The following is a 22,874-nucleotide window of genomic DNA, read 5'->3' on the forward strand; positions in this document are numbered from 1 at the left end:
CTTCAGCCCAGACCCAGTGTCTTGTCGATGAGCGCGAAGACCTCCTCGTCGCTGCCGTCCGCCAGGTCGGCCGGTGCGTCCGGGCGGCGCTCGGCGTCCAGCCGCCACTGCAGGGCCCTGAGCCGTTCGGCCAGCCGGCCGCGGGACCTGGCGTCCAGGTCGGCCCCGGCGACGGCGGCCTCCAGCCGGTCGAGTTCGGCCAGGCCCGGCCCGGCGCTCCCGGCCTCGGCCGGGACCAGCAGGGAGTGCAGGTGCCGGGCGAGTCCGGTCGGATTCGGATGGTCGAAGATCAGCGTCACGGGCAGCCGCAGGCCGGTCTCGGCGCCGAGCCGGTTGCGCAGCTCCACGCCGGTGAGCGAGGACATGCCCAGATCGAGGAAGCCGCGCTCGGTGTCGACGGAGGCCGGCGAGCCGTGTCCGAGCAGAACGGCCAGGTGAGCGCGGATCAGGTCGAGCAGCAGGGCCTCCTGCTCGGCGTGGCGCAACCCGTCGAGCCTGGCGCTCCAGGACTCGACCGTGCCGGAGGCGGCGGGTGCCGGCGCGCGGATCAGACCGCGCAGCAGCGCGGGCACCTCGCTGATGCCCGTGTCCAGCCGGGCCGGCACCAGCAGCGCACGGCCGTCGGCCGCCGCCGCGTCGAGCAGGCCGAGGGCCTGCTCCGTCTGCAGGGGCAGCAGTCCCTCGCGGGCGAACCGGGCCATGTCGGCCGCGCCGAGCCCGCCGGTCAACTCGCTGCGCCGCGCCCACAGCCCCCAGGCGAGCGAGGTGGCGGGCAGGCCGCGGGAGTGACGGTGCCGGGCGAGCGCGTCGAGGTAGCCGTTGGCGGCGGCGTAGTTGGCCTGTCCGATCGGCCCGGCCAGCGCGGCGAAGGAGGAGAACAGCACGAACACCGACAGGTCCAGGTCGGCGGTGAGCTCGTGCAGATTCCACGCGGCGTCGGCCTTGGGCCGCAGCACGCCCTCGAGCCGGTCGGCGGACAGGTTCCCCAGCAGCGCGTCGTCGAGCGTGCCCGCCGCGTGGATCACCGCGGTGAGCGGGCGCTCCGGTGGGATGGCCGACAGCACGCCCGCCAGGTCGTCCCGGTCGGCGGCGTCGCAGGCGGTCACCTCGACATCGGCGCCCAGGGCGGTGAGTTCCTCGTACAGGGCGGACGCACCGGGTGCGTCCGGGCCGCGTCGGCTCAGCAGCACGAGGTGGCGGACGCCGTGCCGGGTCACGAGATGCCGGGCGACCAGGGCGCCGAGGGTGCCGGTGCCGCCGGTGACCAGGACGGTGCCCGCGCGGGCGGCCTCCCAGGGCCGCGCGCCGGGCTTCGGCTCGGTCCTCGCCAGCCGGGGCACGTGGGTGATGCCGTCCCGCACGGCGATCCGTGGTTCGCCGGCGAACCTGGCCGCGACGGCCGCGGCGGGCAGCGCTGCAGCGGACGCCTCGCTGCCGTCCAGATCGGCCAGCAGGAGCCGGCCGGGATGCTCGGACTGGACGGACCCGGCCAGTCCCCGGACCGCGGCTTCGGCCGGGCCGCTCTCCTCGTCGTCGCCGACGGCCACCGCGCCGTGCGTGGCCAGGACGAGCAGCGAGTCGGCGAAGCGCTCCTCGCGCAGCCAGCCCTGAAGAAACTCGGCGGCCTGGCGCACGCCGGCGTGCGCCGCAGCGGGCGTGCACCGGTCGGCGGCCGGATCCGCCGCCCGCACGATCACGACGTCGGGTGCCGGGTCGGGAACGGTGTCGAGCAAGGGCAGGCCGGGGCCGGGCGCCGTCCAGGACCGCGGCGCGGGATCGCCGGCCTCGTCGGCGACCGCGGCCCATGCGACCTCGAAGAGGCTCTCCGCCTGCTCGGGCCGCGCGTCGGGCGCCGGCGACTGGGCCCGCGGCCGCGCGGCAACCGGCTCCAGCCAATACCTCTGCCGCTGGAAGGCGTAGAGGGGCAGTGCGGCCGGAACGCCACCGGCCAGGTCGGCCCCCCAGTCGACGTCCACGCCGCTGACGTGCGCCTCGGCCAGCGACGCGAGCACACGCTGCGGCCCGTCCTCGTTGCTGCGCAGCGTTCCGAGGACCACGGCGGCGGCCTGCGCCTCGGCGGCGGTGTCCTCGATGCCCAGCGTCAGCACCGGGTGCGGGCTGCACTCGACGAACGTGTCGAAGCCCTCGTCCAGCAGTGCGCGCACCGACTCCTCGAAGCGCACCGGTCGGCGCAGGTTCTCGTACCAGTAGGGCGCGTCGAGCTCGCGGGTGTCGATCCAGTCGCCGGTCGTGGTGGAGAAGAACGGGATGCGGCCCTCGGCCGGGGCGAGGCCGGCCAGCAGCTTGCCGAGTTCGTCCTCCAGCCGGTCCACCTGCGGCGAGTGCGCGGCGAAGTCCACGGCCGGCACCCACCAGCGCATGATCCTGGCCGCAGACAGCCGTCGTTCCAGCTCGGCCAGTGCGCTCGGCTCGCCGGCCACGGTGACCGTGCCCGGGCCGTTGACGGCGGCGATCGACACGCGGTCGGCCGTGTCCCCGAGTTGTTCGAGCAGCTCGCCGACCGCCGCACGCGAGGCCATCACCGAGAGCATCGCGCCCTTTCCGGCCAGCCGCTCGCGGATCAGGCGGCTGCGCAGGGCGACGACGCGGGCGGCGTCGGGCAGCCGGAGCGCGCCGGCCGCGCAGGCAGCCGCGATCTCGCCCTGGGAGTGGCCCAGTACGGCGGCCGGCCGCAGCCCGCGGTCGAACCACATCCGGGCCAGCGAGACCATCATCGCGAACAGGGCGGGCTGGACGACGTCCACGCGGTCCAGCGGCGGTGCGTCCTCCGCACCGCTCAGCACGTCCGGCAGCGACCAGTCCACGTGGTCCGACAGCGCCTTGGCGCACTCGGTCATGCTCTGCGCGAACGCGGGACTGTCCTGCATCAGCCGCAGGCCCATCCCCGGCCATTGGGTGCCCTGGCCGGGGAAGACCAGCGCCACCTTGCGGTCCCGGCGGGCCGAGCCCCGGCCGCGGACCAGGCCGGCGGCCGGTGTGCCGTCGGCGAGCGCCGCCAGTCCCGCGCGCAGGGCCGGCCCCGCGCCGACGAGCACCGCGCGCCGCTCCAGCCGCGCACGCTGCGACACCAGGGAGTACGCCGTGTCGAGATCGCGCTGTTCCGGGTGCTCGGACAGGTGCGCCAGCAGCGCCCCGGCCTGCCCGCGCAGCCCTTCCTCGGTGCGGGCCGACAGCACCCAGGGCAGGACCGTGTCGCTCTCGCCCGTCGCGGCGCTCCTGGCCGGCGGCGCGGCCGCCGGGGGCTCGGGCGCGGCCGGCTGCGGGTCGGGGGCCTGCTCCAGGACGACGTGGGCGTTGGTGCCGCTGATCCCGAAAGAGGAGACCGCGGCCCGGCGCGGACGGCCGGTCCCCGGCCAGGGCGTGGCCTCGCCCAGCAGCCGGACGGCACCGGAGGACCAGTCGACGTGCGGAGTCGGCTCGTCCAGGTGCAGGCTGGCCGGCAGCACGCCGTGCTGCATCGCGAGGACCATCTTCATCACCCCGGCGAGGCCGGCCGCCGCCTGGGTGTGCCCGAGGTTGGACTTGACCGATCCCATCCACAGCGGCGCGTCCGCCGAGCGGCCCGGGCCGTAGGTGGCGAGTACGGCCTGGGCCTCGATCGGGTCGCCCAGCCTGGTGCCGGTCCCGTGCGCCTCCAGCGCGTCGACCTCGCCGGGCTCGAGCCCCGCGCCGGCCAGGGCCTGGCGGATCACCCGCTGCTGGGCCGGACCGTTGGGCGCGGTCAGGCCGTTGGAGGCGCCGTCGGAGTTCACCGCCACGCCGCGCACGAGTCCGAGGATCCGGTGGCCGTTGGCGCGCGCGTCGGACAGCCGCTCGACGAGCAGCAGCCCGGCGCCCTCGGAGAAGCCGGCGCCGTCCGCGGCGGCGGAGAACGGCTTGCAGCGACCGTCCAGGGCGAGGCCGCGGTGCCGGGCCATGTCGAGGAACAGGGTCGGTGTGGTCATCGTGGTCGCGCCGCCGACCAGGGCCATCGTGCACTCCCCCGCGCGCAGCGACTGCGCCGCCATGTGCAGCGCGACGAGGGACGAGGAGCAGGCGGTGTCGATGGTCACGGCGGGCCCCTCGAGCCCCAGCGTGTACGCGACCCGGCCGGAGGCGAGGCTGCTCGCGGTGCCGTTGACGAGGTAGGGCGCCAACTCCTCGGGGCAGGACTCGGCGCGCACGGCGTAATCGTTCTGCGACAGTCCCGCGAAGACGCCGGTACGGCTGCCGCGCATCGACTGCGGGTCGATCCCGGCGTGTTCGAAGGCTTCCCAGGCCGTCTCCAGCAGCAGCCGCTGCTGCGGGTCCATCGCGGTCGCCTCGTGCGGCGACACGCCGAAGAAGCCGGCGTCGAAGTCGGCCATGTCGTAGAGGAAGCCGCCCTCGCGGGTGCGCGAGGCCTCGGGGTCGTCCGGAAGCCGGTCGTAGAGCCCGGCCAGGTCCCAGCCGCGGTCGGCCGGGAAGTCCGACACGGCGTCGGTCCCGGAGGCGAGCAGCCGCCACAGGTCCTCGGGCGAGCGGACGCCGCCGGGGAAGCGGCAGGCCATGCCGACGATCGCGATCGGGTCATCGGCCGCCGGGGGAACCGCGGCGCGGCTGCCGCCCTCCGCTCCGTCGGCGCCTGCCGCGGTGTCGCCGACCAGCGCGGCCGCGACGTGCGCGGCCACGTCGTCCGGGGTCGGGTGGTCGAAGACCAGGGTGGCCGGCAGCCGCAGCCCGGTGGCGGCGTTGAGCCGGTTGCGCAGCTCGACCGCGGTGAGCGAGTCGAAGCCGAGGTCGCGGAACGCGCGGTCGGCGGCGACCGGGCCGTCCTCGGCGTGGCCGAGGATCGACGCGGCGTTGGCGCAGACGAAGTCGCGCAGCTGTGCCAGCCGCTCTTCGGCGGGCAGCGCGGCGAGGCGCCTGCGCAGCGCCGGCTCGCCGTCCGCACCGGCCTGGGCGGCGGTCCGCCGGGCCGGGGCGCGGCGCAGGGAGCGCAGCAGCGGGGAGATCTCCCCGGGGTCGCGGAAGCGCAGCAGCCCGGTGTCCAGCCTGGCCGGCACGAGGCGGTCCCGGCCGGTGGCGAGCGCCGCGTCGAACAGGGCGAGTCCGGTCTCGCTGGACAGCGCCGTCATCCCGGATCGCCGGGCCCTGGCCACATAGGCGTCGTCGATGTGTCCGGTCAGCGCGCTGGTCTGGGCCCACAGGCCCCAGGCGAGCGAGACGGCGGGCAGCCCCTGGATCCGGCGGTGCCGGGCGAGGCCGTCCAGGCAGGTGTTGGCCGCCGCGTATCCGGCCTGGCCCGGGCTGCCGATGACGCCGGCGGTGGCCGAGAACAGGACGAAGCCGGCGAGGTCGAGATGCCGGGTCAGCTCGTGCAGATGCCGGGCCGCGTCGGTCTTGGGCCGCAGCACGGCCCGCAGCCGCTCGGGAGTCTGCGACTCGATCACACCGTCGTCGAGGCCGCCGGCGGAGTGGATCACCGCGATCAGCGGGTGCTGCGCCGGCAGGGAGGCGAGCAGTGCGGCCAGCGCGTCGCGGTCGCCGACATCGCAAGCCGCGACGGTCACCTGCGCGCCCGACGCGGTCAGCTCCTCGCGCAGCGCCTCGGCTCCCGGCGCGTCCGGTCCGCTCCGGCTGACCAGCAGCAGGTGCCGGGCGCCGTGCTCGGTGACCATGTGGCGGGCCATCAGACCGCCGAGCACGCCGGTGCCGCCGGTGATCAGCACGGTGCCCTCGGGGTCCCAGGCACGCGGGACGGTGACCACGACCGGGCCGTGCCAGTCCGCGGAGCCGGCCGCCTCGCGCACGTGCCGGACGTCCCAGGCGCGAACCGGCCCGCCCGCGACCGCCACGGCCTGCGCGAAGGACCGATCCGCCGCGATCGTGGTGAGGCGCCCGGCGTCCGCCACGGCGTGCGAGCCGATCGCGCCGGGCACGGTGCCGGCCACCCGGGCTCCCGCCGCCAGTTCCCGCACGCCGGGCCCGGTCTCGCTGACCACGCCCGCCAGGACCGCTTCGGGCGAAGCCGCGGGATCGAGGCTGCCGAGCGAGTCCAGGCGCGCGGCGCGGACCGCGATGCGGACCTGCCCGTCGCCCAGCGGCCGCGCCGCCTCCGGGTCGGGTGCCGTGGCCGGCGCGCCCGCCTCGCCGAGCACGACGCGCCAGGGCCGCCCGTCGTCGGGCAGGTGGAGCACGTCGCCGGCGGGCGGGCGCACGAGGCGTGGCACGTGCATGTCGCCGAGGCGCAGCGCCAGTTGCGGCTCGCCGGCGCGGACGGCGTCGGGCAGCGCGCGCCAGGACGCGGGATCGTCGTCGAGGTCCGCGATGACGATGCGGCCCGGGTGCTCCGACTGCGCGGAACGCACCAGGCCCCACACCGCGGCGCCGGCGAGGTCGGCGACATCCTCGCCGCCGTTCACGGCGACGGCCCCGCGGCTGAGCACCACGAGCAGAGTGCCGGCGAGCCGCTCGTCCGCGAGCGCGGCCTGCAACCGCGTCAGGACGCCGGCCAGGGCGTCGTCGACCGCCGTGTCCCGTCCGCCGGCCGGGATGACGACCACCTCGGGCGCCGCGTCCTCGGACAGTTCGTGCAGCGGACGCGCGTCGAGTCCGGCCCCGGCGAGCGCGGCCGGCACGTGGTCGAGGCCGTCGCCGGCCACCCGCCAGCCCGCGGTGCCCCGCTCGGCGAGGACGTCGAGCGGCGCCAGCGGCCAGTCGACGGCGAACAGCCAGTCCTGGACCGCCGCGTGGTGGTGTCCGGCCGCCACCGGCCGCAGCGCCACCGAACCGATCGAGGCGACGGGGCCTCCGGCGTGGTCGGTCAGCTCCATGGCCACCGTGTCGGAGCCGTCGGTGCGCACCCGTACGCGCAGCGCCGTGGCACCGCCCGCGTGCAGCGTGATGTCCTCCCAGGAGAACGGCACCTCGACGCGGCTGGTGTGGAGCTGACCGCGCAGGGAGGTCACCTGGAGCGCGGCGTCGAGCAGCGCCGGGTGCAGGCCGAAGCGCGCGACTCCCGCGTGTTCCGTCTCGGGCAGGGCCACCTCGGCGAAGACCTCGCCGTCGCGCCGCCAGGCGGCTCGGACGCACCGGAACATCGGGCCGAATTCGTGGCCGCGTTCGCGCAGCGCCGCGTAGAAGTCGTCGACGTCCACGGACTGCGCGTCGGCGGGGGGCCACGCGGCCGGCTCGGCGGCGTCCCGGACGGCGGCCGGAGCGACCGTGCCCGACGCGTAGAGGGTCCAGCCGCCGGCGTCCTCGCCGCCGGTAGGGTCGGCGGACCGCGCGTGCAGCGTCACGGGCCTGAGGTCCGCCTCCGGTGCGCCGCCGATCACGATCTGGACCTGCACATCGCCGCGCCTGGGAAGGATCAGGGGCCGGTGCATGGTCAGCTCGGCGATACGGCCGCAGCCCACCTCGTCACCCGCGCGGATCACCGCTTCGACCAGTGCGGCACCGGGCACCACGACCGTTCCGGACAGCACGTGGTCGGCGAGCCAGGGCTGGGCGCGCAGCGACCAGCGGGCCGTGGCGAGCGCTCCCTGGCCGGTGGCGAGGCCGACCGACGCGCCGAGCAGGCCGTGCTCGGGTGTGTCCAGCCCGGCGGCGGTGACGTCGCCGGGCTGCCCGGCCGAGGCGGGCCAGAGGTGTTCGTGGCGGAAGGGGTACGTCGGCAGGTCCACGCGGCGGGCGCCGGAACCGGCCCAGTACGCGGCCCAGTCGACCGGCACGCCGTGGCACCAGCCGTCGGCGAGCGAGGTCAGGAAGCGGTCCATGCCGCCGTCGTCGCGGCGCAGTGTGGGCGTGACGGCGGCCTCGACGCCGCTGTCCTCGATGGTCTCCTGCACGCTGGTGGTGAGCACCGGGTGCGGGCTGATCTCGATGAAGTGCCGGTGGCCGGCCTGCAGCAGCGTGCGGACGGCCGGCTCGAACAGGACGGTCTGCCGCAGGTTGTCGAGCCAGTACCCGGCGTCCAGGGCCGCGGACTCGACCAGGGATCCGGTGACGGTCGAGTAGAACGGGATCCGCGCCGCCCGCGGCGTCACCGGGGCGAGCACATCGAGGATCTCCGGTGCGACCTGGTCCACCTGGGCGGAGTGGGAGGCGTAGTCGACGGCGATCCGCTTGGCCCACACGCCGTCCGCCTGCAGGGCGGCGAAGAGTTCGTCCAGTTCCCCGGGCAGACCCGAGACCACGGAGGTCGCGGGGCCGTTCACCACCGCGAGCGACAGACGGTCGCCGAGGCCCGCGATCCGCACCCGCACCTCGTCCGCGGGCAGCGCGACCGACATCATGCCGCCGCCTCCGGCCAGCGCCCGCAACGCCCGGCTGCGCAGCGCCACGACCCGGGCGGCGTCGTCCAGCGACAGGGCACCGGCCACACACGCCGCGGCTATCTCGCCCTGGGAGTGGCCGATGACGGCCGACGGCTCGACCCCGCAGGCCTGCCACAGCGCGGCCAGCGAGACCATGACCGCGAACAGCATCGGCTGGACCACGTCGACCCTGTCCAGGCTCGGCGCGCCCGGAGCCCCGCGCAGCACGTCCGGGACCGAGAAGTCGACGTAGGGCCGCAGCGCCGCCGCGCACTCGGCCAGCCGGTCGGCGAACACCGGCGAGGTCTCCAGCAGGGCCTGTGCCATGCCCGCCCACTGGGCGCCCTGGCCGGGGAAGACGAACACCGGCCCGGCGCCGCCGGCCGACCGGATCGCGGGCGTGTGTGCCGCGGCGAGGTCGTCGAGGCCCGCGAGGAACGCGTCCACGCCGGCGGCGACCACGGCCGCCCGGCACTCCATCGCGGACCGGGACGTCGCCAGCGTGCCCCCGACGTCCACCGGGCCGGCGTCCAGGCCCGCGCGCACGCATGCCGCCAGCCGCGCCGCCTGATCCCGCACGGCCTGCGGATCGCGGCCCGAGAGCACCCACGGCACCGGCCCCCGGGCGACGCCCGGCTCGGGGCCGGGTTCTCGTTCCTGCGCGGGTGGCGCCTGTTCGAGGATCAGGTGCGCGTTGGTGCCGCTGACCCCGAACGAGGAGACGCCGGCCCGGCGGGCGCGGCCGGTGTCCGGCCACGCGACGGCCTCGGCGGCCAGCTCGACCGCGCCGGCCGACCAGTCCACGTGTGAGGACGGCGCGTCCACGTGCAGCGTCGCCGGTACGACGCCGCGGCGCATGGCCATGACCGTCTTGATCACGCCGGCGACCCCGGCGGCCGCCTGCGCGTGGCCGATGTTCGACTTCACGCTGCCCAGCAGGAGCGGCCGTGTGCGGCCCTGCCCGTAGGTGGCCAGCAGGGCCTGGGCCTCGATCGGGTCGCCGAGCCGGGTGCCGGTGCCGTGTCCCTCCACCACGTCCACGTCCGGCGCCTGCAGGCCCGCGCTGGCCAGCGCCTGCCGGATCACCCGCTGCTGCGAGGGGCCGTTCGGCGCGGTCAGGCCGTTGCTGGCGCCGTCCTGGTTGACCGCGGAGCCGCGCACCAGGGCGAGGATCGGGCGGCCGTTGCGCAGCGCGTCGGAGAGCCGCTCCAGGACGACGACGCCGGCACCCTCGCCGAATCCCATGCCGTCCGCGGCGTCCGCGTAGGCCTTGCAGCGTCCGTCGGCGGCCAGCCCGCGCAGTCGCGAGAACTCCCAGAAGGGTTCGTCGGTCGCCATCACCGTGGCGCCGCCGGCGACCGCCATCGCGCATTCGCCGTGCCGGACGGCCTGCGCCGCCAGGTGCAGCGCCACCAGCGAGGACGAACACGCCGTGTCCACGGTCACCGCCGGGCCTTCGAGCCCGAACGTGTAGGAGATACGGCCGGAGACGACGCTGGTCGCGTTACCGGTGAGCATGTGCCCGACGACGTCCTGCCCGGAGTTCTTGAGCAGCGACTGGTAGTCCTCGGAGAAGGCGCCCATGTAGACGCCGGTGGCGCTGCCGCGCAGCGCGGCCGGGTCGGTCCCGGCGCGCTCCAGCGCCTCCCACGTGGTCTCCAGCAGCAGGCGCTGGTGGGGGTCCATGGCCAGTGCCTCACGCCGGGAGATCCCGAAGAACCCGGGGTCGAACAGCGACGCCTCGGCCATGAACCCGCCCTCGCGGGCGTGGATGAAGCCCTCGCGCTCCGGGTCGGGGTCGTAGACCGCGTCGAGGTCCCAGCCGCGTTGTGGCGGCGGTTCGCCGATCGCGTCGCCGCGCCGCTCCAGCAGTTCCCACAGCTCCTCCGGCGACCGCACGCCGCCCGGGAAGCGGCAGGCCATGGCGACGATCGCCACCGGCTCGTCGGCCGCACCGGGACGGGACTCCGCCACCAGGGGCGCCGCCTGCTCGCCCAGCAGCCGCGTGTGCAGCTGCCGGGCCAGCACCGTCGCCGTGGGGAAGTCGAAGAGCAGGGTCGCGGGCAGCCGCAGGCCGGTCACGTTCATCAGACGGGTACGTGCCTCCACCGCGGTCAGCGAGTCGAGGCCCATCTCCTTGAAGGCCCGGCCGACGTCGACGTGCTGCGGCGAGGCGAGCCCGAGGACCGTGGCGACCTGGGCGCGGACCAGGTCGAGCAGCACGCGGTCCTGTTCGGCGGCGGGCAGTGCGGCCAGCCGCTCGCGCAGCGCGTCGGCGGGTTCCGCCTCGCCGGCGGCCGTGGCCGGCAGGCCGCGGGCCTCGACCAGGCCGGCGAGCACCGGGGCGGGCCGGGTGAGGGCCGCGGCGTAGGCGTTCCAGTCGACATCGGCGACGGTCAGCTGCGCCGCACCGGACGACACCGCGCGTTCCAGGGCGGCGACGGCGTCTTCCGGGGCCATCGGTGTGAGGCCGTTGCGGCTCATCCGGCTGTCCAGCACCGCGTTGCCGGCCGCGAGCCCGCTCTCGGCCCACGGTCCCCACGCCACCGATGTCGCCACCAGTCCCTCGGCCCGGCGGCGTTCGGCCAGCGCGTCGAGGTAGGCGTTCGCCGCGGCGTAGTTCGCCTGGCCGGCGCTGCCGAGCGAGCCGGCGATCGAGGAGAAGAGCACGAACATGGTCAGGTCGTGTCCGCGGGTGAGCTCGTCGAGGTGGGCCGCCGCCGCGGCCTTGGGCCGCATGACCGTCTCGAACCTCTCCGGCGTGAGCGACTGCAGCACCCCGTCGTCGATGACTCCCGCGGCGTGCACGACTCCGGTCAGGGGCAGGTCCGGCGGAATCCGCGCGAGCAGCCGTGCCAGCGCGTCGCGGTCCGCGGCGTCGCAGGCCTCCAGGGTGACGCGCGCCCCGAGGCCCTCCAGTTCCGCCGTGAGTTCGGCCGCGCCGGGGGCGGCGGGGCCGCGCCGGCCGGTGAGCACGAGATGCTCGGCCCCGGCGGCGGCCAGCCAGCGGGCCACATGCCCGCCGAGGGCGCCCGTGCCGCCGGTCACCAGGACGGTGCCGCCGATCGCCGGCCGCGTCCCGTCGGTGCCGGCCGCGGTCCTGGTCAGCCGGCGGGCGTAGCTCCCTTCCGGCCGTACGGCGACCTGGTCCTCGTCGCGGTCGGCGAGCACGGCGGCGAGCCGGGTGGCGACGCCCGGGCCGGCCTGTTCCGGCAGGTCGACGAGCCCGCCCCAGCCCTGGGGCTGCTCCATCGCGACGACTCGGCCGAGGCCCCAGATCTGTGCCTGGGCCGGGCTCGGGGGGGCGTCGCGCGGATCGGCGGCGACCGCACCGCGCGTGAGGCACCACAGCGGAATCCCGGCGTCGGCCGCTGCCATCGCCCGCACGAGTTCGAAGGTGGCGGCCAGACCCCGGGTGATCAACGGGTGCCGGGAATGCGGCGTCTCGTCGGGGGCGAGCAGCGAGAGCACTCCGGCGGGCCGCTCGGCGAGGGCGTCACCGAGCCGGCCGGCGAGCGTCCCGGTGTCCTCGGCGGACACGGCCAGCCGCTCGATGCGCATACCGAGGTCCGTGAGGCCGTCGAGGATCCCGGCGGCCCACACGTCGTCGGCGGGCGCCAGGGCAAGCCACCGTCCCGGCGGCGGGGCACTGCCGCCACCGCTCAGCGGGATCCACGACGGACGGTAGAGCCGGCCGTCCGCGGCACTGGGGCCGCGGCGCCGCCGGTGCCAGTCCGTCAAGCCGGCCAGCAGGTCGTCGAGGGACGCCGCGCGCTCACCCGGGAGCCCGAGCAGGGCGGAGAAGGCTTCCGCGTCGCCGCGCTCCACGGCGTTCCAGAACTCGGCCTCGGCCGGGTCCGGCGCGGTGCCGGGTGCCGTCGCGGGCCGGCCCGGCCAGAGGTGCTGGTACTGGAAGGGGTAGGTCGGCAGGTCGACGCGGCGTGCCCCGGTGCCGGCGTAGTGCGCGGTCCAGTCCACCGGCACACCGTGGCTCCAGGCGGCGGCGACCGACGCGGCGAGCCGGGCCGGCCCGCCCTCGTCGCGTTTGAGCGTGGGGACGGTCGCAGCGGTGATCCCCGCGTCCAGCGCGGTCTCCTCCACCGCCGCCGTCAGCACGGGGTGCGCGCTGACCTCCACGAAGTGCCGGTGCCCGGCGTCGAGCAGCGCCCGCACGGCTCGCTCGAAACGCACCGGCTCCCGCAGGTTGCGGACCCAGTACTCCGTGTCCATGTCGTTTCCGTCGACGACGGCCGCGGTCAGCGTCGAGAACACCGGCACACGGCCCGGTCGCGGCGAGATCCCGGCCAGCGCCTGCGCGATCTCGCCCGCGACCTCCTCCACCTGGGCCGAATGCGACGCGTAGTCCACTCGCAGGCGCCTGCACCACACGCCCTCGGCGTCCAGCGCGGCCTGCGTCGCCTCCAGCGCCTGCGGCGTGCCGGAGAGCACCACCGCGGACGGGCTGTTGACGGCGGCGACCGAGACCGCGCCGCCGGCCCGCCCGATCCACGCCTGCACCTGCTGTTCGCCGAGGGCCACGGACAGCATCCCGCCCGCGCCCGCGAGCGCGGTCAGTGCGCGCGCCCGCAGGGCGACCACCCGTGCCGCGTCCGGCAGGGAGAGCACACCCGCGACACAGGCCGCCGCGATCTCGCCCTGGGAATGTCCCACCACGGCGGCGGGACGGACGCCGGACGCCTCCCACACCGCCGCGAGGCCCACCATCACCGCGAACAGGATGGGCTGGAGCACGTCCACGCGGTCCAGCAGTTCGGTCTCGTCGCGCTGTCCCCGCAACACCTCCAGCACGCTGATCCCGAGATACGGCTCGAGTTCCCGGGCGCACTCGGCCACACGCGCCGCGAACACCGGCGAGCTCTCCAGCAGCGCCCGTGCCATGCCGGCCCACTGCCAGCCCTGGCCCGGGAAGACGAAGACCGCACCCGTGCCGTCCACCGCCTGCGACGGCTCCGTCCCGCCCTGCGCCACGGCGTCCAGGCCCGCGAGCAGACCGCCCGTGTCCTGCCCGGTGACCGCGACGCGCCACGGGAGGGCCGCACGCGTGGACGCCAGCGAGAAGCCCACGTCCACCGCGTCGGCGTCCGGACCCGCGCCGCGCACCCGGGCCGCCAGGCGGCCCGCCGCCTGCCGCACCGCGGTGGCATCGTTCGCCGAGACCACCCAGGACAGCGCGCCGCCCCGGTTCTCGGGAGTCCGGCTCACCTCCGCGGCGGGCGTCGGCGGGGCCTGCTCCAGGATCACGTGGGCGTTCGTGCCGCTGATCCCGAACGACGACACGCCGGCCCGGCGCACCCGGCCCGCGTCGGGCCAGGCGACCGGTTCCCTGACCAGTTCGACGGCACCGGCCGACCAGTCCACGTGCCTGCTCGGCTCGTCGACGTGCAGCGTCGCCGGCACCACGCCCTGCCGCATCGCGCACACCATCTTGATCACACCGGCGACCCCCGCGGCGGCCTGCGTGTGCCCGATGTTGGACTTGACGCTGCCGAGCAGCAACGGCGTCCGCCGGTCCTGGCCGTAGGTGGCCATCAGCGCCTGCGCCTCGATGGGGTCGCCGAGGGGGGTGCCGGTGCCGTGCGCCTCCACGACGTCCACGTCCGCGGGGCTCAGCCCGGCCCTCGCCATCGCCTGACGGATCACCCGCCGCTGCGACCGGCCGTTCGGCGCGGTCAGCCCGTTGCTCGCGCCGTCCTGGTTCACCGCCGAGCCGCGCACCACCGCCAGGACCGGATGCCCGTGCGCCAGCGCGTCGGAGAGCCGCTCCACGACGACGACGCCCGCACCCTCACCGAAGCCCATGCCGTCCGCGCCGTCGGCGAACGCCTTGCTCCGGCCGTCCGGCGCGAGGCCGCGCAACCGGGAGAACTCCACGAACGGCATCGGTGTCGACATCACCGTCACGCCGCCCGCCACCGCGAGGCCGCACTCCCCGTCGCGCACCGCCTGCGCGGCCAGATGGAGCGCCACCAGGGACGAGGAGCACGCGGTGTCCACCGTCACCGCCGGCCCCTCGAAGCCGAAGGTGTACGCCACGCGTCCCGAGGCGATGCTCGGCGAGGCGCCGTTCTGCCGGTGGCCCTCGAACTGCTCGTCGGCCAGCAGGGTGGCGTAGTCGCCGTACATCACACCCGCGAACACGCCGGTGTCGCTGCCGTGCAGCGAGGCCGGGTCGATGCCGGCCCGCTCGAACGCCTCCCACGTGGTCTCCAGCAGCAGCCGCTGCTGCGGGTCGGTGGCCAGGGCCTCGCGCGGGCTCATCGCGAAGAAGCCGGGGTCGAAGCGTGCCGCGTCGTACAGGAAACCGGCCGCACGGGCCGAGCAGGTGCCGGGCCGGTCGGGGTCGTCGTGGAAGAGCGCGTCCAGGTCCCAGTTCCGGTCGCCCGGGAACGCGGACACCGCGTCGCCGCGCCGCTCCAGCAGCTCCCACAGCTCCTCCGGCGAGCGCACACCGCCGGGGTAGCGGCAGGCCATCCCGACGATCGCCACCGGGTCCTCGCCGACGGGCGCCGCGCGAAGGCTCGTCACCTCGGCGGGGCTCTCCCCGGCGAGCAGCTTCGCGACGGCCGCCGGCGTGGGGCAGTCGAACACCAGCGAGGCCGGCAGCGCCGAGCCGGTGGCCTCGCTCAGCTCGCCGCTCAGGCGCGCGGCCAGCAGCGAGTTCACGCCCTGGCTGCGGAAGGTGGCCCCGGCCGCGAGCTGCCCGGGGCGGCGGCCGAGCAGCCCGGCGGTGCGCTCCAGGACCAGAGCGAGCGCCTGCGGGTACGTGAGCCGCGCGGGCTCGGAGCCTGCCCGGTCGCCCGCGTTCTCGTCACCAACCGCCACGATCCCTCCAGGTTTGCAGAAACAGGCTCGGCACACCGAACGGACCGAGGCTCATGATCAGGTGGCGCAGCAACCGGTCGTCGGCCGAGCCGGCCGAGGTGCACGCCGGCTCGGGATCCGAGTGCGCGGTCTTCGCCGCCGGCGCCGCGGCCGGAGCGAGGGAGTGGCGCTGCATCGCGGCTAGCCGCGCAGGCTGACCGGCAGCGCGCGCAGCGCGCGGAAGGTGGTCGACGGCTTCCACTGCGGATCCGGGTCGAGCAGCCGCATCTTCGGGAAGCGGGTGAACAGGCGTTCAAGGGTCTCGCTCGCGATGACCCGGGCCAGGCCGGCGCCGAGGCAGTAGTGGGGGCCGACGCCCATGGTGATGTGGCCGAGCGGCTCGCGGGACAGGTCCATCCGGTCGGCGTCGGCGGCCCGCCGCAGGTCCTGGTTGGCGGCCAGCACGTCGATGTAGACGATGTGCCCCTTCGGCACGACGTGTCCGGCGATCTTCCGGTCCTCGGGGGCGATGCGGATCAGCCGCTTGCTGGTGCCCTGCATCCGCAGCAGTTCCTCCACAGCCCGCGCCGGGTCGGCGAGCAGCGCGGGGATCTGCTCGGGCTCGCGCAGGATCGCCAGCGTCGCGTTGCCGATCAGCTTGCCGGTGGACTCGCCGCCGGCCGCGAGGATGATGAAGCAGGTGGTGAGCACCTCGTCGATGCTCAGGCCCTCGGCGGCGACCAGGGCGCTGAGGAAGTCGTCACCGGGCTCGGTGCGGCGCGCCTGCAGGATCGGGGTCAGGAAGGCGGCGAGGGCGGCCTCGGCATCGATGGTCGACTGGATGTCCGCGGGCGTCGGCCGCAGCTCCATCCAGCGCACCAGCCGGGGCGACTGCTCCAGGATGAGCAGCGCGCCGTCCACGCCGATGTCGAAGAGCTCCGCGATCACCGAGGGCGGCACGACGGTGCTGATGTCCGCGATGATGTCGGCCTCGTCCCCGCTCTCGAGGCCGTCCAGGGCGGTGTCCACGATCGCGGCGACGCGCGGCCGCAGCCGCTCGACGACGCGCGAGGAGAACGCGGGGGCCATCCGCGAGCGCATCCGGGTGTGGTCCGGCGGGTCCCGGAGCACGATGGCGCTGCGCAGATACGGCGTGCTGGAGCGCAGGCCGGCGCCGAGTACGTTGCCGGGGTCACTGCTCCACAGGGAGTTGTCGCGCAGCACCGACGCGGCCAGGTCGTAGCCGGTGATGACGTAGGCGTGCGACTGCTCTTCCCAGTACAGGGGCTCGGTCTCGGTGGCCGGGTCAGTGGGAGTGGGCATCAGGCTTCTCCGTCCGTCCCGCCTGCGCGGCGGATTCGAGCTTCGGGGTGGCGGGCGCGCCGCCGCGGTCGTGCTCCGCGCGGATCGCGTCCCAGTCGGCGGTGGCGCGCAGCGCCGCGAGCACGGCGGCGAGGCCGGTGTCGGCCTCGCCGGCGAACAGGCACGCCCGGCGCGCCTTCGGGCCTTCATGGGCGGCGGCGCAGGGCCGGTTCGCGGGCAGCGCGGCCTGTGCCGCGTCGACGGCCCATTCGGGGGTGCAGGCGGCCGGTCCCGGGCCGGCCAGCGGTCCGCGGATCCGGCGGTGCCAGGCCCACAGCGACTCGGCGTCGGCACCGGGATCGTTGTGGCCGCAGTGCTCGGCGTGCAGCGCACGCAGTGCTTCCACGTCGTGCTGTGCGACCGCCCGGTCCCGGCGCGCCAGGGCTTCGCTCTGCTGCGGATCCGGGCGGTGGCCGGCCGTACCGAAGCCGAGGACGGTCACCTTGCCGCCGTCGTCGAAGAGGTAGTTGCCGGGAGCGGGGTCGAGGGCGATGCGGGAGCGGTCGGCGAAGTGGAAGAGGGCCTGCCCCCACAGGTACCGCTCGGCGGCGGGGGCCCGCACCGCCTGCGCCCAGCTGCGGCCGGTGGCCAGGTCCATGGTCAGCATCCGGTCGGTGGACAGCTCCTCGATCACCCCGGGAACGTGGATCAGCGGATGGCGCCGGCCTGCGGCCGCGAGCCGTGCCCGCAGCGCGGCCTCGGCCCTCAGCCCGACGGCGTCCTCGACGCGGCCGCGCAGCTCACCGGCGGCGGAGTGGATCTGCGCGGCGGTCCGCTCACCGGCGGCGGCGCGCACCAGCGGCTGCAGGGCCCGGTGCAGTTCCGGTGCCGCCAGCGCGCTGCGCACGGCCTGGCTGAGGCCGCGGTAGCGGATCTTGACCGCGACCCGGCGGCCGTCGTGCAGCAGCGCCCTGTGCACCTGCCCGGTCGGCCCCGCGCCGAAGGGCTCGGGGGCGAACTCCGCGTAGGCCTGCGCCGGAGTCCGGCCGAGCGTGCCGCGGACCGTCCGTGCCGTCAGGTCGGCCGACATGACGGCGACGTCCTCGTCGTAGCCGGCCAGCTCCTGCTCGATCGCCGCCGCGTACCCGGCCGGCATCGCGGTGCCCACCAGCGCGGACCACAGCAGCCGCGCCGCTCTGAGCGCCACCGGCCTGGCCCGGCCGAGCCGGCGCGCGTACCGCTCGGCCTCGTCGGCCGGCTCCGCGCCGCGGCCCTTGCGGGCGAGCGCCATCGCCACCGTCTCGCCCGAGGTCCGGCCGGCCAGGCCGACGAGTGGCGCGACCCGGTCCGCCCGCCCGGCGCGGGCCGCACCGGAACCGCGGGCATTGAGTTCAACCATCGAGGGTCACCACCGGCCGAGGGGAGTCGACGAACACTGTCACGGCGGCAGTGAAGCCCGCCCTGCGCCTGGAAACCCCTACACACCGCCGCGCCCGGCGACGGCGCCCGATCGCGCCGAAGACTGGAGGTTTACCGGGTCCCGCTGTGACGTGATGGACGGCGACGACGAGTGGCCACGAGGGCGACAGCGCCCTCCCGGCCCCGCACGGAAATGAGGGTTCTGTCATGAGCGACGCGCTGACCAGGGACGATGTCGTCCAGGTACTGTCCGCGGCGGAGGGGTTCTTCCCCTCCAGCGTGCTGTTCGCGCTGATGCGCCTCGACGTGCTCGGCCGGCTGGCCGAGGAGCCGGCCTCCGCCGCGGAGGTGGCCGACGGCCTGCAGGCCGAGCCCGAGGCGGTCGCCCGGCTGCTGAACGCCGGGGTGATGCTGAACATCCTGGAGTACCACGAGAGCGGCATCTTCGCGGTCAGCCCGCCGTACCGTTCGATGCTCGTGCCCGGCTCCGGCCCGTTCCACATGGGCGATTGGGTGCTCAACCTCGAGTACTTCCGGGACGCGCTCTCCCGGCTCGACAAGGCCGTGCTGACCTCGAAACCGCAGGCCACGTACGTGGACGACGCGCGCGGCGAGCGGGAGCACACCCGCCTGTTCACCAAGGCCATGCACAACTACGCGCTGTTCGCCGGCCGCGAGCTGGCCGGGTATCTGGACACCTCCGGCTGCCGGGGCCTGCTGGAGATCGGTGCCGGGCCCGGCACCTACAGCTTCCACCTGGCCGAGGCCAACCCGGAACTGCGGCTGACCCTCGCCGACCTGCCGGAGGTGCTTGAGATCGCCCGTGAGATCGAGGCCTCCTTCCGGATCGCGCAACCGGTCGAGTACCTGGGGGTCGATCTGCGCACGGACACCATCGAGGGTGAGTACGACCTCGTGCTGCTGTCCAACACCCTGCACATGCTCGGCGAGGACGCCAGCCGCGAGCTGCTGGCGTCGGTCCGCCCGCTGGTGCGGCCCGGGGGCTCGGTGGTCGTCCAGGCCCAGTTCCTCGACGAGGACCGGCGCGGCCCGCGCTGGCCGGTACTGCTCGACCTGCTGCAGCTGTGCATCACCGACGCGGGCCGCAACCACACCGTCGCCGAGACCCGGACCTGGCTGGCGGACGCGGGATTCGCGGACGCCGAGCACGTGGCGATGTCCGAGGACAACGTCAACAGCTTCATCCGCGCGTGGAAGCGCTGAGCGGCGCGGTGCGGGAGGGACGAGACGAGCGAGACGGACGGGGGAGCGCGCGTGGGTGCGCGAGCTGAAGTCGGCGGGCGGCGACGGATCCTGCTGACGGCCGACACCGGCCGCAGCCACGTCGAACCGCTGATCGCGGTGGCCGCGGAGCTGGCGGCGCGGAGCGTCGAGGACCTGTGGTTCGCCTGCGGCGACGAGTACCGGGCCGCGGTCGAGGCGGTGGACCACGCGGCACCGCCGCGGTTCGTCCCGCTCGGCCCGGCCAGACCCGAACTCGACCCGGCCACCTGGTCCGACGCGGAGCTCGGCCGGGTGACGACCTCCTCACCGCTGCGCAACCTGGCCGCGGTCATCGACCTGAACCTGGACGTGGAGCACAGGCGGCGGCAGTACCTGCGGATGCTCGAGGTCATCGACACGGTGCGGCCCGCACTGGCCGTCGTCGACCTGTTCTCCTCCTGGGCGATCGACGCGCTGACGATGCGCGGGATCCCCTACGTCGCGCTGTGCGCGGAGCTCGCCAGCTCGGTCTACTTCGACCGGCTGCCGCGCAGCTACCCCACGCCGCTGTCCGGCCTGCGCCGGGAGATGTCACCGGCGCAGCGGGTACGCAACGTCGCGTTCCGGATGGGCCGGCGGCTGGTCGGCTTCCGGCCCGGCTGCCTGCGCGAGAACGTCGCCTTCTACCGTAGCCGGGTCGCCGAGGGGCAGCGCAACCCGGAGTCGAAACTCTCCCAGTACGCGGACGAGGCGATCGCCGTGTTCGCGTACTCCGTCTTCGGCCTCGAATACCCGTTCCCGCGCATCCCGGCGAACCTGCGGATGATCGGCACGATGCTCGGTCCGCGCCCGGAGCCCGCCGCGGACCACGGTGAGCCGGCCGGCTGGCTGGACCTGCACGAGTCCGTCGTCTACGTCTCCTTCGGTCCCGTCATGCGCCCGAGCGCGCAGCAGGTCGAAGCAGTCGTGCAGGCGGCTCGCCTGATCGCACCGGTGCACCACGTGCTGTGGAAGCTGCCGAAGGCGCTGCACCACCTGCTGCCGCCGGACCTGCCGGACAATCTGCGGGTGGAGTCCGAGGTCCCCTCGCGGATCGGCGTACTGGCCCACCCGCACGTGCGGGTGTTCTTCCACCACGGCGCGGCCGACTGCGTGCACGAGGGGCTCCACTTCGGCACACCGCAGCTGGTGCTGCCGTTCTGGATGAACGACGTGGACAACGCCGCCCGCATCAGCGACTCCGGTGCCGGGCTGACGCTCACCCGCCGGCAGAACGCCGACGGCCGGCTGATCGCGGACCGGCTGCGCCTGCTGCTCGACGACCCCTCGTTCCGCACGCACGCGCGTGCGTGGCAGGGCCGGCTGCGGGCGGCGGGCGGGTCCGCCGCGGCCGCGGACTCGATCATCGGGGCCCTGGACCGGATCGCCCGCACCCCGCAGTGAGCGAGGACGCGGAGGTGTCTACGGATTTCCCGGACTCACGGCCCTTACCGTCCGGTGACGGCCGACAGGCAAGCCACTGGAGGCACCTTGTCCACAGATCCGCTCGTCATCATCGGCGCCGGCGTCATGGGCACCGGAATCGCGGCGCTGGCCCTGGGCCACGGCACACCGGTCGTGCTCGTCGACGTCAGCACCGCGATCCTCGACCGGGCACGCCAGCGGGTGCGCCGACAGCTGCAGCACGGCCGGCTCATGGGCGCCTACCCGGCCGACCGGCCGGACGCCTCGCTCACCACGGTGGAAGCCCTCGACGCCGGCCTGCGGCCGGTGGCCGTGATCGAGGCGATCAACGAGGACGCGTCCACGAAGGCGAAAGTGCTCACCCAGCTGTCGGAAACGCTCCCGCCCGGCATCCCGCTGATCACCAACACCTCCTCCATTCCTCTCGCAGAACTCGCCGCGCCGCTCGCCCGCCCGGCCGAGCTGGTCGGCGTGCACTTCATGAACCCCGCCTATCTGGTGACGATGACGGAGCTGGTGTGCGGCCGCCTGACCGGCCAGGCGACGGTGGCCGCGGCGTCCGGGCTGCTCGAGAGCTGGGGCCGGCGGGTCGTGGTGGTGCGCGACGCGCCCGGCTTCGTCACCAGCAGGCTGCTGCATCCGATGATCAACGAGGCCGCGCGGCTGGTGGACGCCGGCACGGCGGGCGCCGAGGAGGTGGACGCGCTGATGGAGGGCTGCCTCGGGCATCGCGCCGGTCCGCTGCGCACCGCGGACCTGATCGGCCTGGACAATCTGGCCGACTCACTGCGGGAGCTGGCCAAGCGCACCGAGAACCCCGGTTACGAGCCGTGCGACCTGCTGCTTTCCAAGGTCGCACAGGGTCACCTCGGCCGTAAGAGCGGCCGGGGCTTCTACGAGTACGGAGATGTGATGTCGTGAGCGAAGAGACCAAGAGCGAAACAGCGGCCGACATCGAGCGGGGAGTCCAGGACTTCCTCGCCGGCCGGCTCAACACGACCGTGCCGAGGGACCAGGACCTGTTCGCGACCGGCCTGGTGACATCGATGTTCGCGATGGAGCTGGTGGTCCACCTGGAGTCCGTCCACGGCGTGTCCATCATCGGCGGCGATCTGCGCCTGGACAACTTCCGGACGGTCGAGCGGATGGCGCGGCTGGTGACCCGGCTGAGGACCCCGACCGGCGCGTCCCATGCCCATGGCTGAGGACTTCGCCGAACTGTGCGCCGAGGTCGACACGCTGGAGGCCGGCCAGGCGGCGGACTGGGACCGCGCCGGACTGCTGCCGGAGGCGGTCCTGCGCAAGCTGGCCGCCGAGGGCCTGCTGTGCCCCGAAGTGCCGGCCGACCACGGCGGACGGGGCCTGTCCAGCGCGGTGGCCGGCGAGTTCACCGCGCACGTGGGCAGCCGGTGCAGCTCGCTGCGCAGCGTGATGACCTCGCAGGGCATGGCGGCGTGGACGATCGCGCGGATGGGCTCGCCCGCACAGCGCGCGGATCTGCTCCCCCGGCTGGTCCGCGGGAAACTCGCCGCGGTCGCGTTCAGCGAGCCGGACGCCGGCAGCGACCTGTCCGCGATGCGCACACGCGTCCGCCGGGACGGGGAGCGGATCGAGCTGAACGGGCAGAAGGTCTGGACGACCGCGGCCCGATACGCCGACATGGTCGTCGTGGTGGGCCGGCTCGAGGACGAGACCGGCGCCGCCGTGGTGGTACCGGTCGACGCCCCCGGGGTGACGGTCCGTCCGGTGCCCGGCCCGAGCGGCTGCCGCGCGGCCGGCCACGCCGACGTGCGCCTGGACTCGGTACGGCTGCCGGCCGGCGCGATGCTCGGCGGCGGCGGCCAGCCGCTGTCCCTTCTGTGCACGACCGCGCTCTCCTACGGACGGCTCTCGGTGGCCTGGGGCTGCGTCGGGATCCTGCGCGCCTGCCTGACCGCGGCGACCCGGCACGCGGCGACCCGGCAGCAGTTCGGCAAGCCGCTGGCCGAGCACCAGCTGGTGGCCGGGCATCTGGCCGAGCTGTACTCCGACGAGCAGGCGGCGAGCCGGGCCTGCGAGCACGCCAGCCGGTGCTGGGACGCCGGCTCCGCGGACCTGGTGATGGGCACGGTGCTGGCCAAGTACGTCAGCGCCCGCGCGGCCGCCCGCGGTGCCGCCACGGCGGTGCAGGTCACCGGCTCGGCCGGCGCCCTGGAAGGGCATGTGGTGGAGCGTGCGTACCGGGACGCGAAGCTGATGGAGATCATCGAGGGCAGCAACGAGATCAGCAAGCTGATGCTGGCCCGGCACGCCGTGGCGACACGGCGGTGAGCAGTCCGGAGGACGTGGTGAGCGAACGGCCGA

7 protein-coding genes and 1 pseudogene are annotated in these 22,874 nt (G+C 75.1%); 5 read left to right on the forward strand and 3 right to left on the reverse strand.

Features of this window, described 5'->3' with window-relative positions:
* Nucleotides 1-2 precede the first annotated feature (2 nt).
* The 3 genes and pseudogenes from ACJ9NR_RS40405 to ACJ9NR_RS40415 all read right to left on the reverse strand — a co-directional run.
* Nucleotides 3-15,002: pseudogene (locus ACJ9NR_RS40405) on the reverse strand (type I polyketide synthase); the annotation flags it as partial.
* Nucleotides 15,003-15,323: 321 nt separating this feature from the next.
* Nucleotides 15,324-16,445 carry a cytochrome P450 gene (locus ACJ9NR_RS40410; RefSeq protein WP_412494704.1) on the reverse strand — a complete coding sequence of 374 codons (1,122 nt, stop codon included), beginning with the start codon at nt 16,443-16,445 and terminating at the stop codon, nt 15,324-15,326.
* Nucleotides 16,429-17,823, reverse strand: a complete 1,395-nt coding sequence (locus tag ACJ9NR_RS40415; RefSeq protein ID WP_412494705.1) for an AarF/UbiB family protein — start codon at nt 17,821-17,823, stop codon at nt 16,429-16,431. Before ACJ9NR_RS40415 ends, ACJ9NR_RS40410 begins: the two co-directional genes overlap by 17 nt.
* Before the next feature lie 227 nt (nt 17,824-18,050).
* Between ACJ9NR_RS40415 and ACJ9NR_RS40420 the strand changes: the two genes are divergently transcribed.
* The 5 genes from ACJ9NR_RS40420 (at nt 18,051) to ACJ9NR_RS40440 (ending at nt 22,841) form a co-directional block, all read left to right on the forward strand.
* Nucleotides 18,051-19,067 carry a methyltransferase gene (locus ACJ9NR_RS40420; RefSeq protein WP_412494707.1) on the forward strand — a complete coding sequence of 339 codons (1,017 nt, stop codon included), beginning with the start codon at nt 18,051-18,053 and terminating at the stop codon, nt 19,065-19,067.
* Between the two features lie 51 nt (nt 19,068-19,118).
* On the forward strand, nt 19,119-20,510 hold the full coding sequence (locus ACJ9NR_RS40425; protein WP_412494708.1) for a glycosyltransferase: 1,392 nt from the start codon (nt 19,119-19,121) through the stop codon (nt 20,508-20,510).
* An 87-nt stretch (nt 20,511-20,597) separates the two neighbouring features.
* Complete coding sequence (locus ACJ9NR_RS40430) at nt 20,598-21,452, forward strand: 3-hydroxyacyl-CoA dehydrogenase family protein (protein WP_412494709.1); 855 nt, start codon at nt 20,598-20,600, stop codon at nt 21,450-21,452.
* Nucleotides 21,449-21,736: an acyl carrier protein gene (locus ACJ9NR_RS40435; RefSeq protein ID WP_412494710.1), complete on the forward strand. Its 288-nt coding sequence runs from the start codon at nt 21,449-21,451 to the stop codon at nt 21,734-21,736. The genes ACJ9NR_RS40430 and ACJ9NR_RS40435 overlap by 4 nt, the downstream gene beginning before the upstream one ends.
* Nucleotides 21,729-22,841, forward strand: a complete 1,113-nt coding sequence (locus ACJ9NR_RS40440; RefSeq protein WP_412494711.1) for an acyl-CoA dehydrogenase family protein — start codon at nt 21,729-21,731, stop codon at nt 22,839-22,841. Before ACJ9NR_RS40435 ends, ACJ9NR_RS40440 begins: the two co-directional genes overlap by 8 nt.
* Nucleotides 22,842-22,874: the final 33 nt, after the last annotated feature.

Source organism: Streptomyces sediminimaris, from assembly GCF_047049295.1.
Lineage (GTDB): Bacteria > Actinomycetota > Actinomycetes > Streptomycetales > Streptomycetaceae > Streptomyces > Streptomyces sediminimaris.

Bases quoted from the DNA above. Each gene is read 5' to 3' on its own strand.
- ACJ9NR_RS40420 (WP_412494707.1), top strand. From the start codon at position 18,051: ATGAGCGACGCGCTGACCAGGGACGATGTCGTCCAGGTACTGTCCGCG.
- ACJ9NR_RS40415 (WP_412494705.1), bottom strand. From the start codon at position 17,823: ATGGTTGAACTCAATGCCCGCGGTTCCGGTGCGGCCCGCGCCGGGCGG.
- ACJ9NR_RS40410 (WP_412494704.1), bottom strand. From the start codon at position 16,445: ATGCCCACTCCCACTGACCCGGCCACCGAGACCGAGCCCCTGTACTGG.
- ACJ9NR_RS40440 (WP_412494711.1), top strand. From the start codon at position 21,729: ATGGCTGAGGACTTCGCCGAACTGTGCGCCGAGGTCGACACGCTGGAG.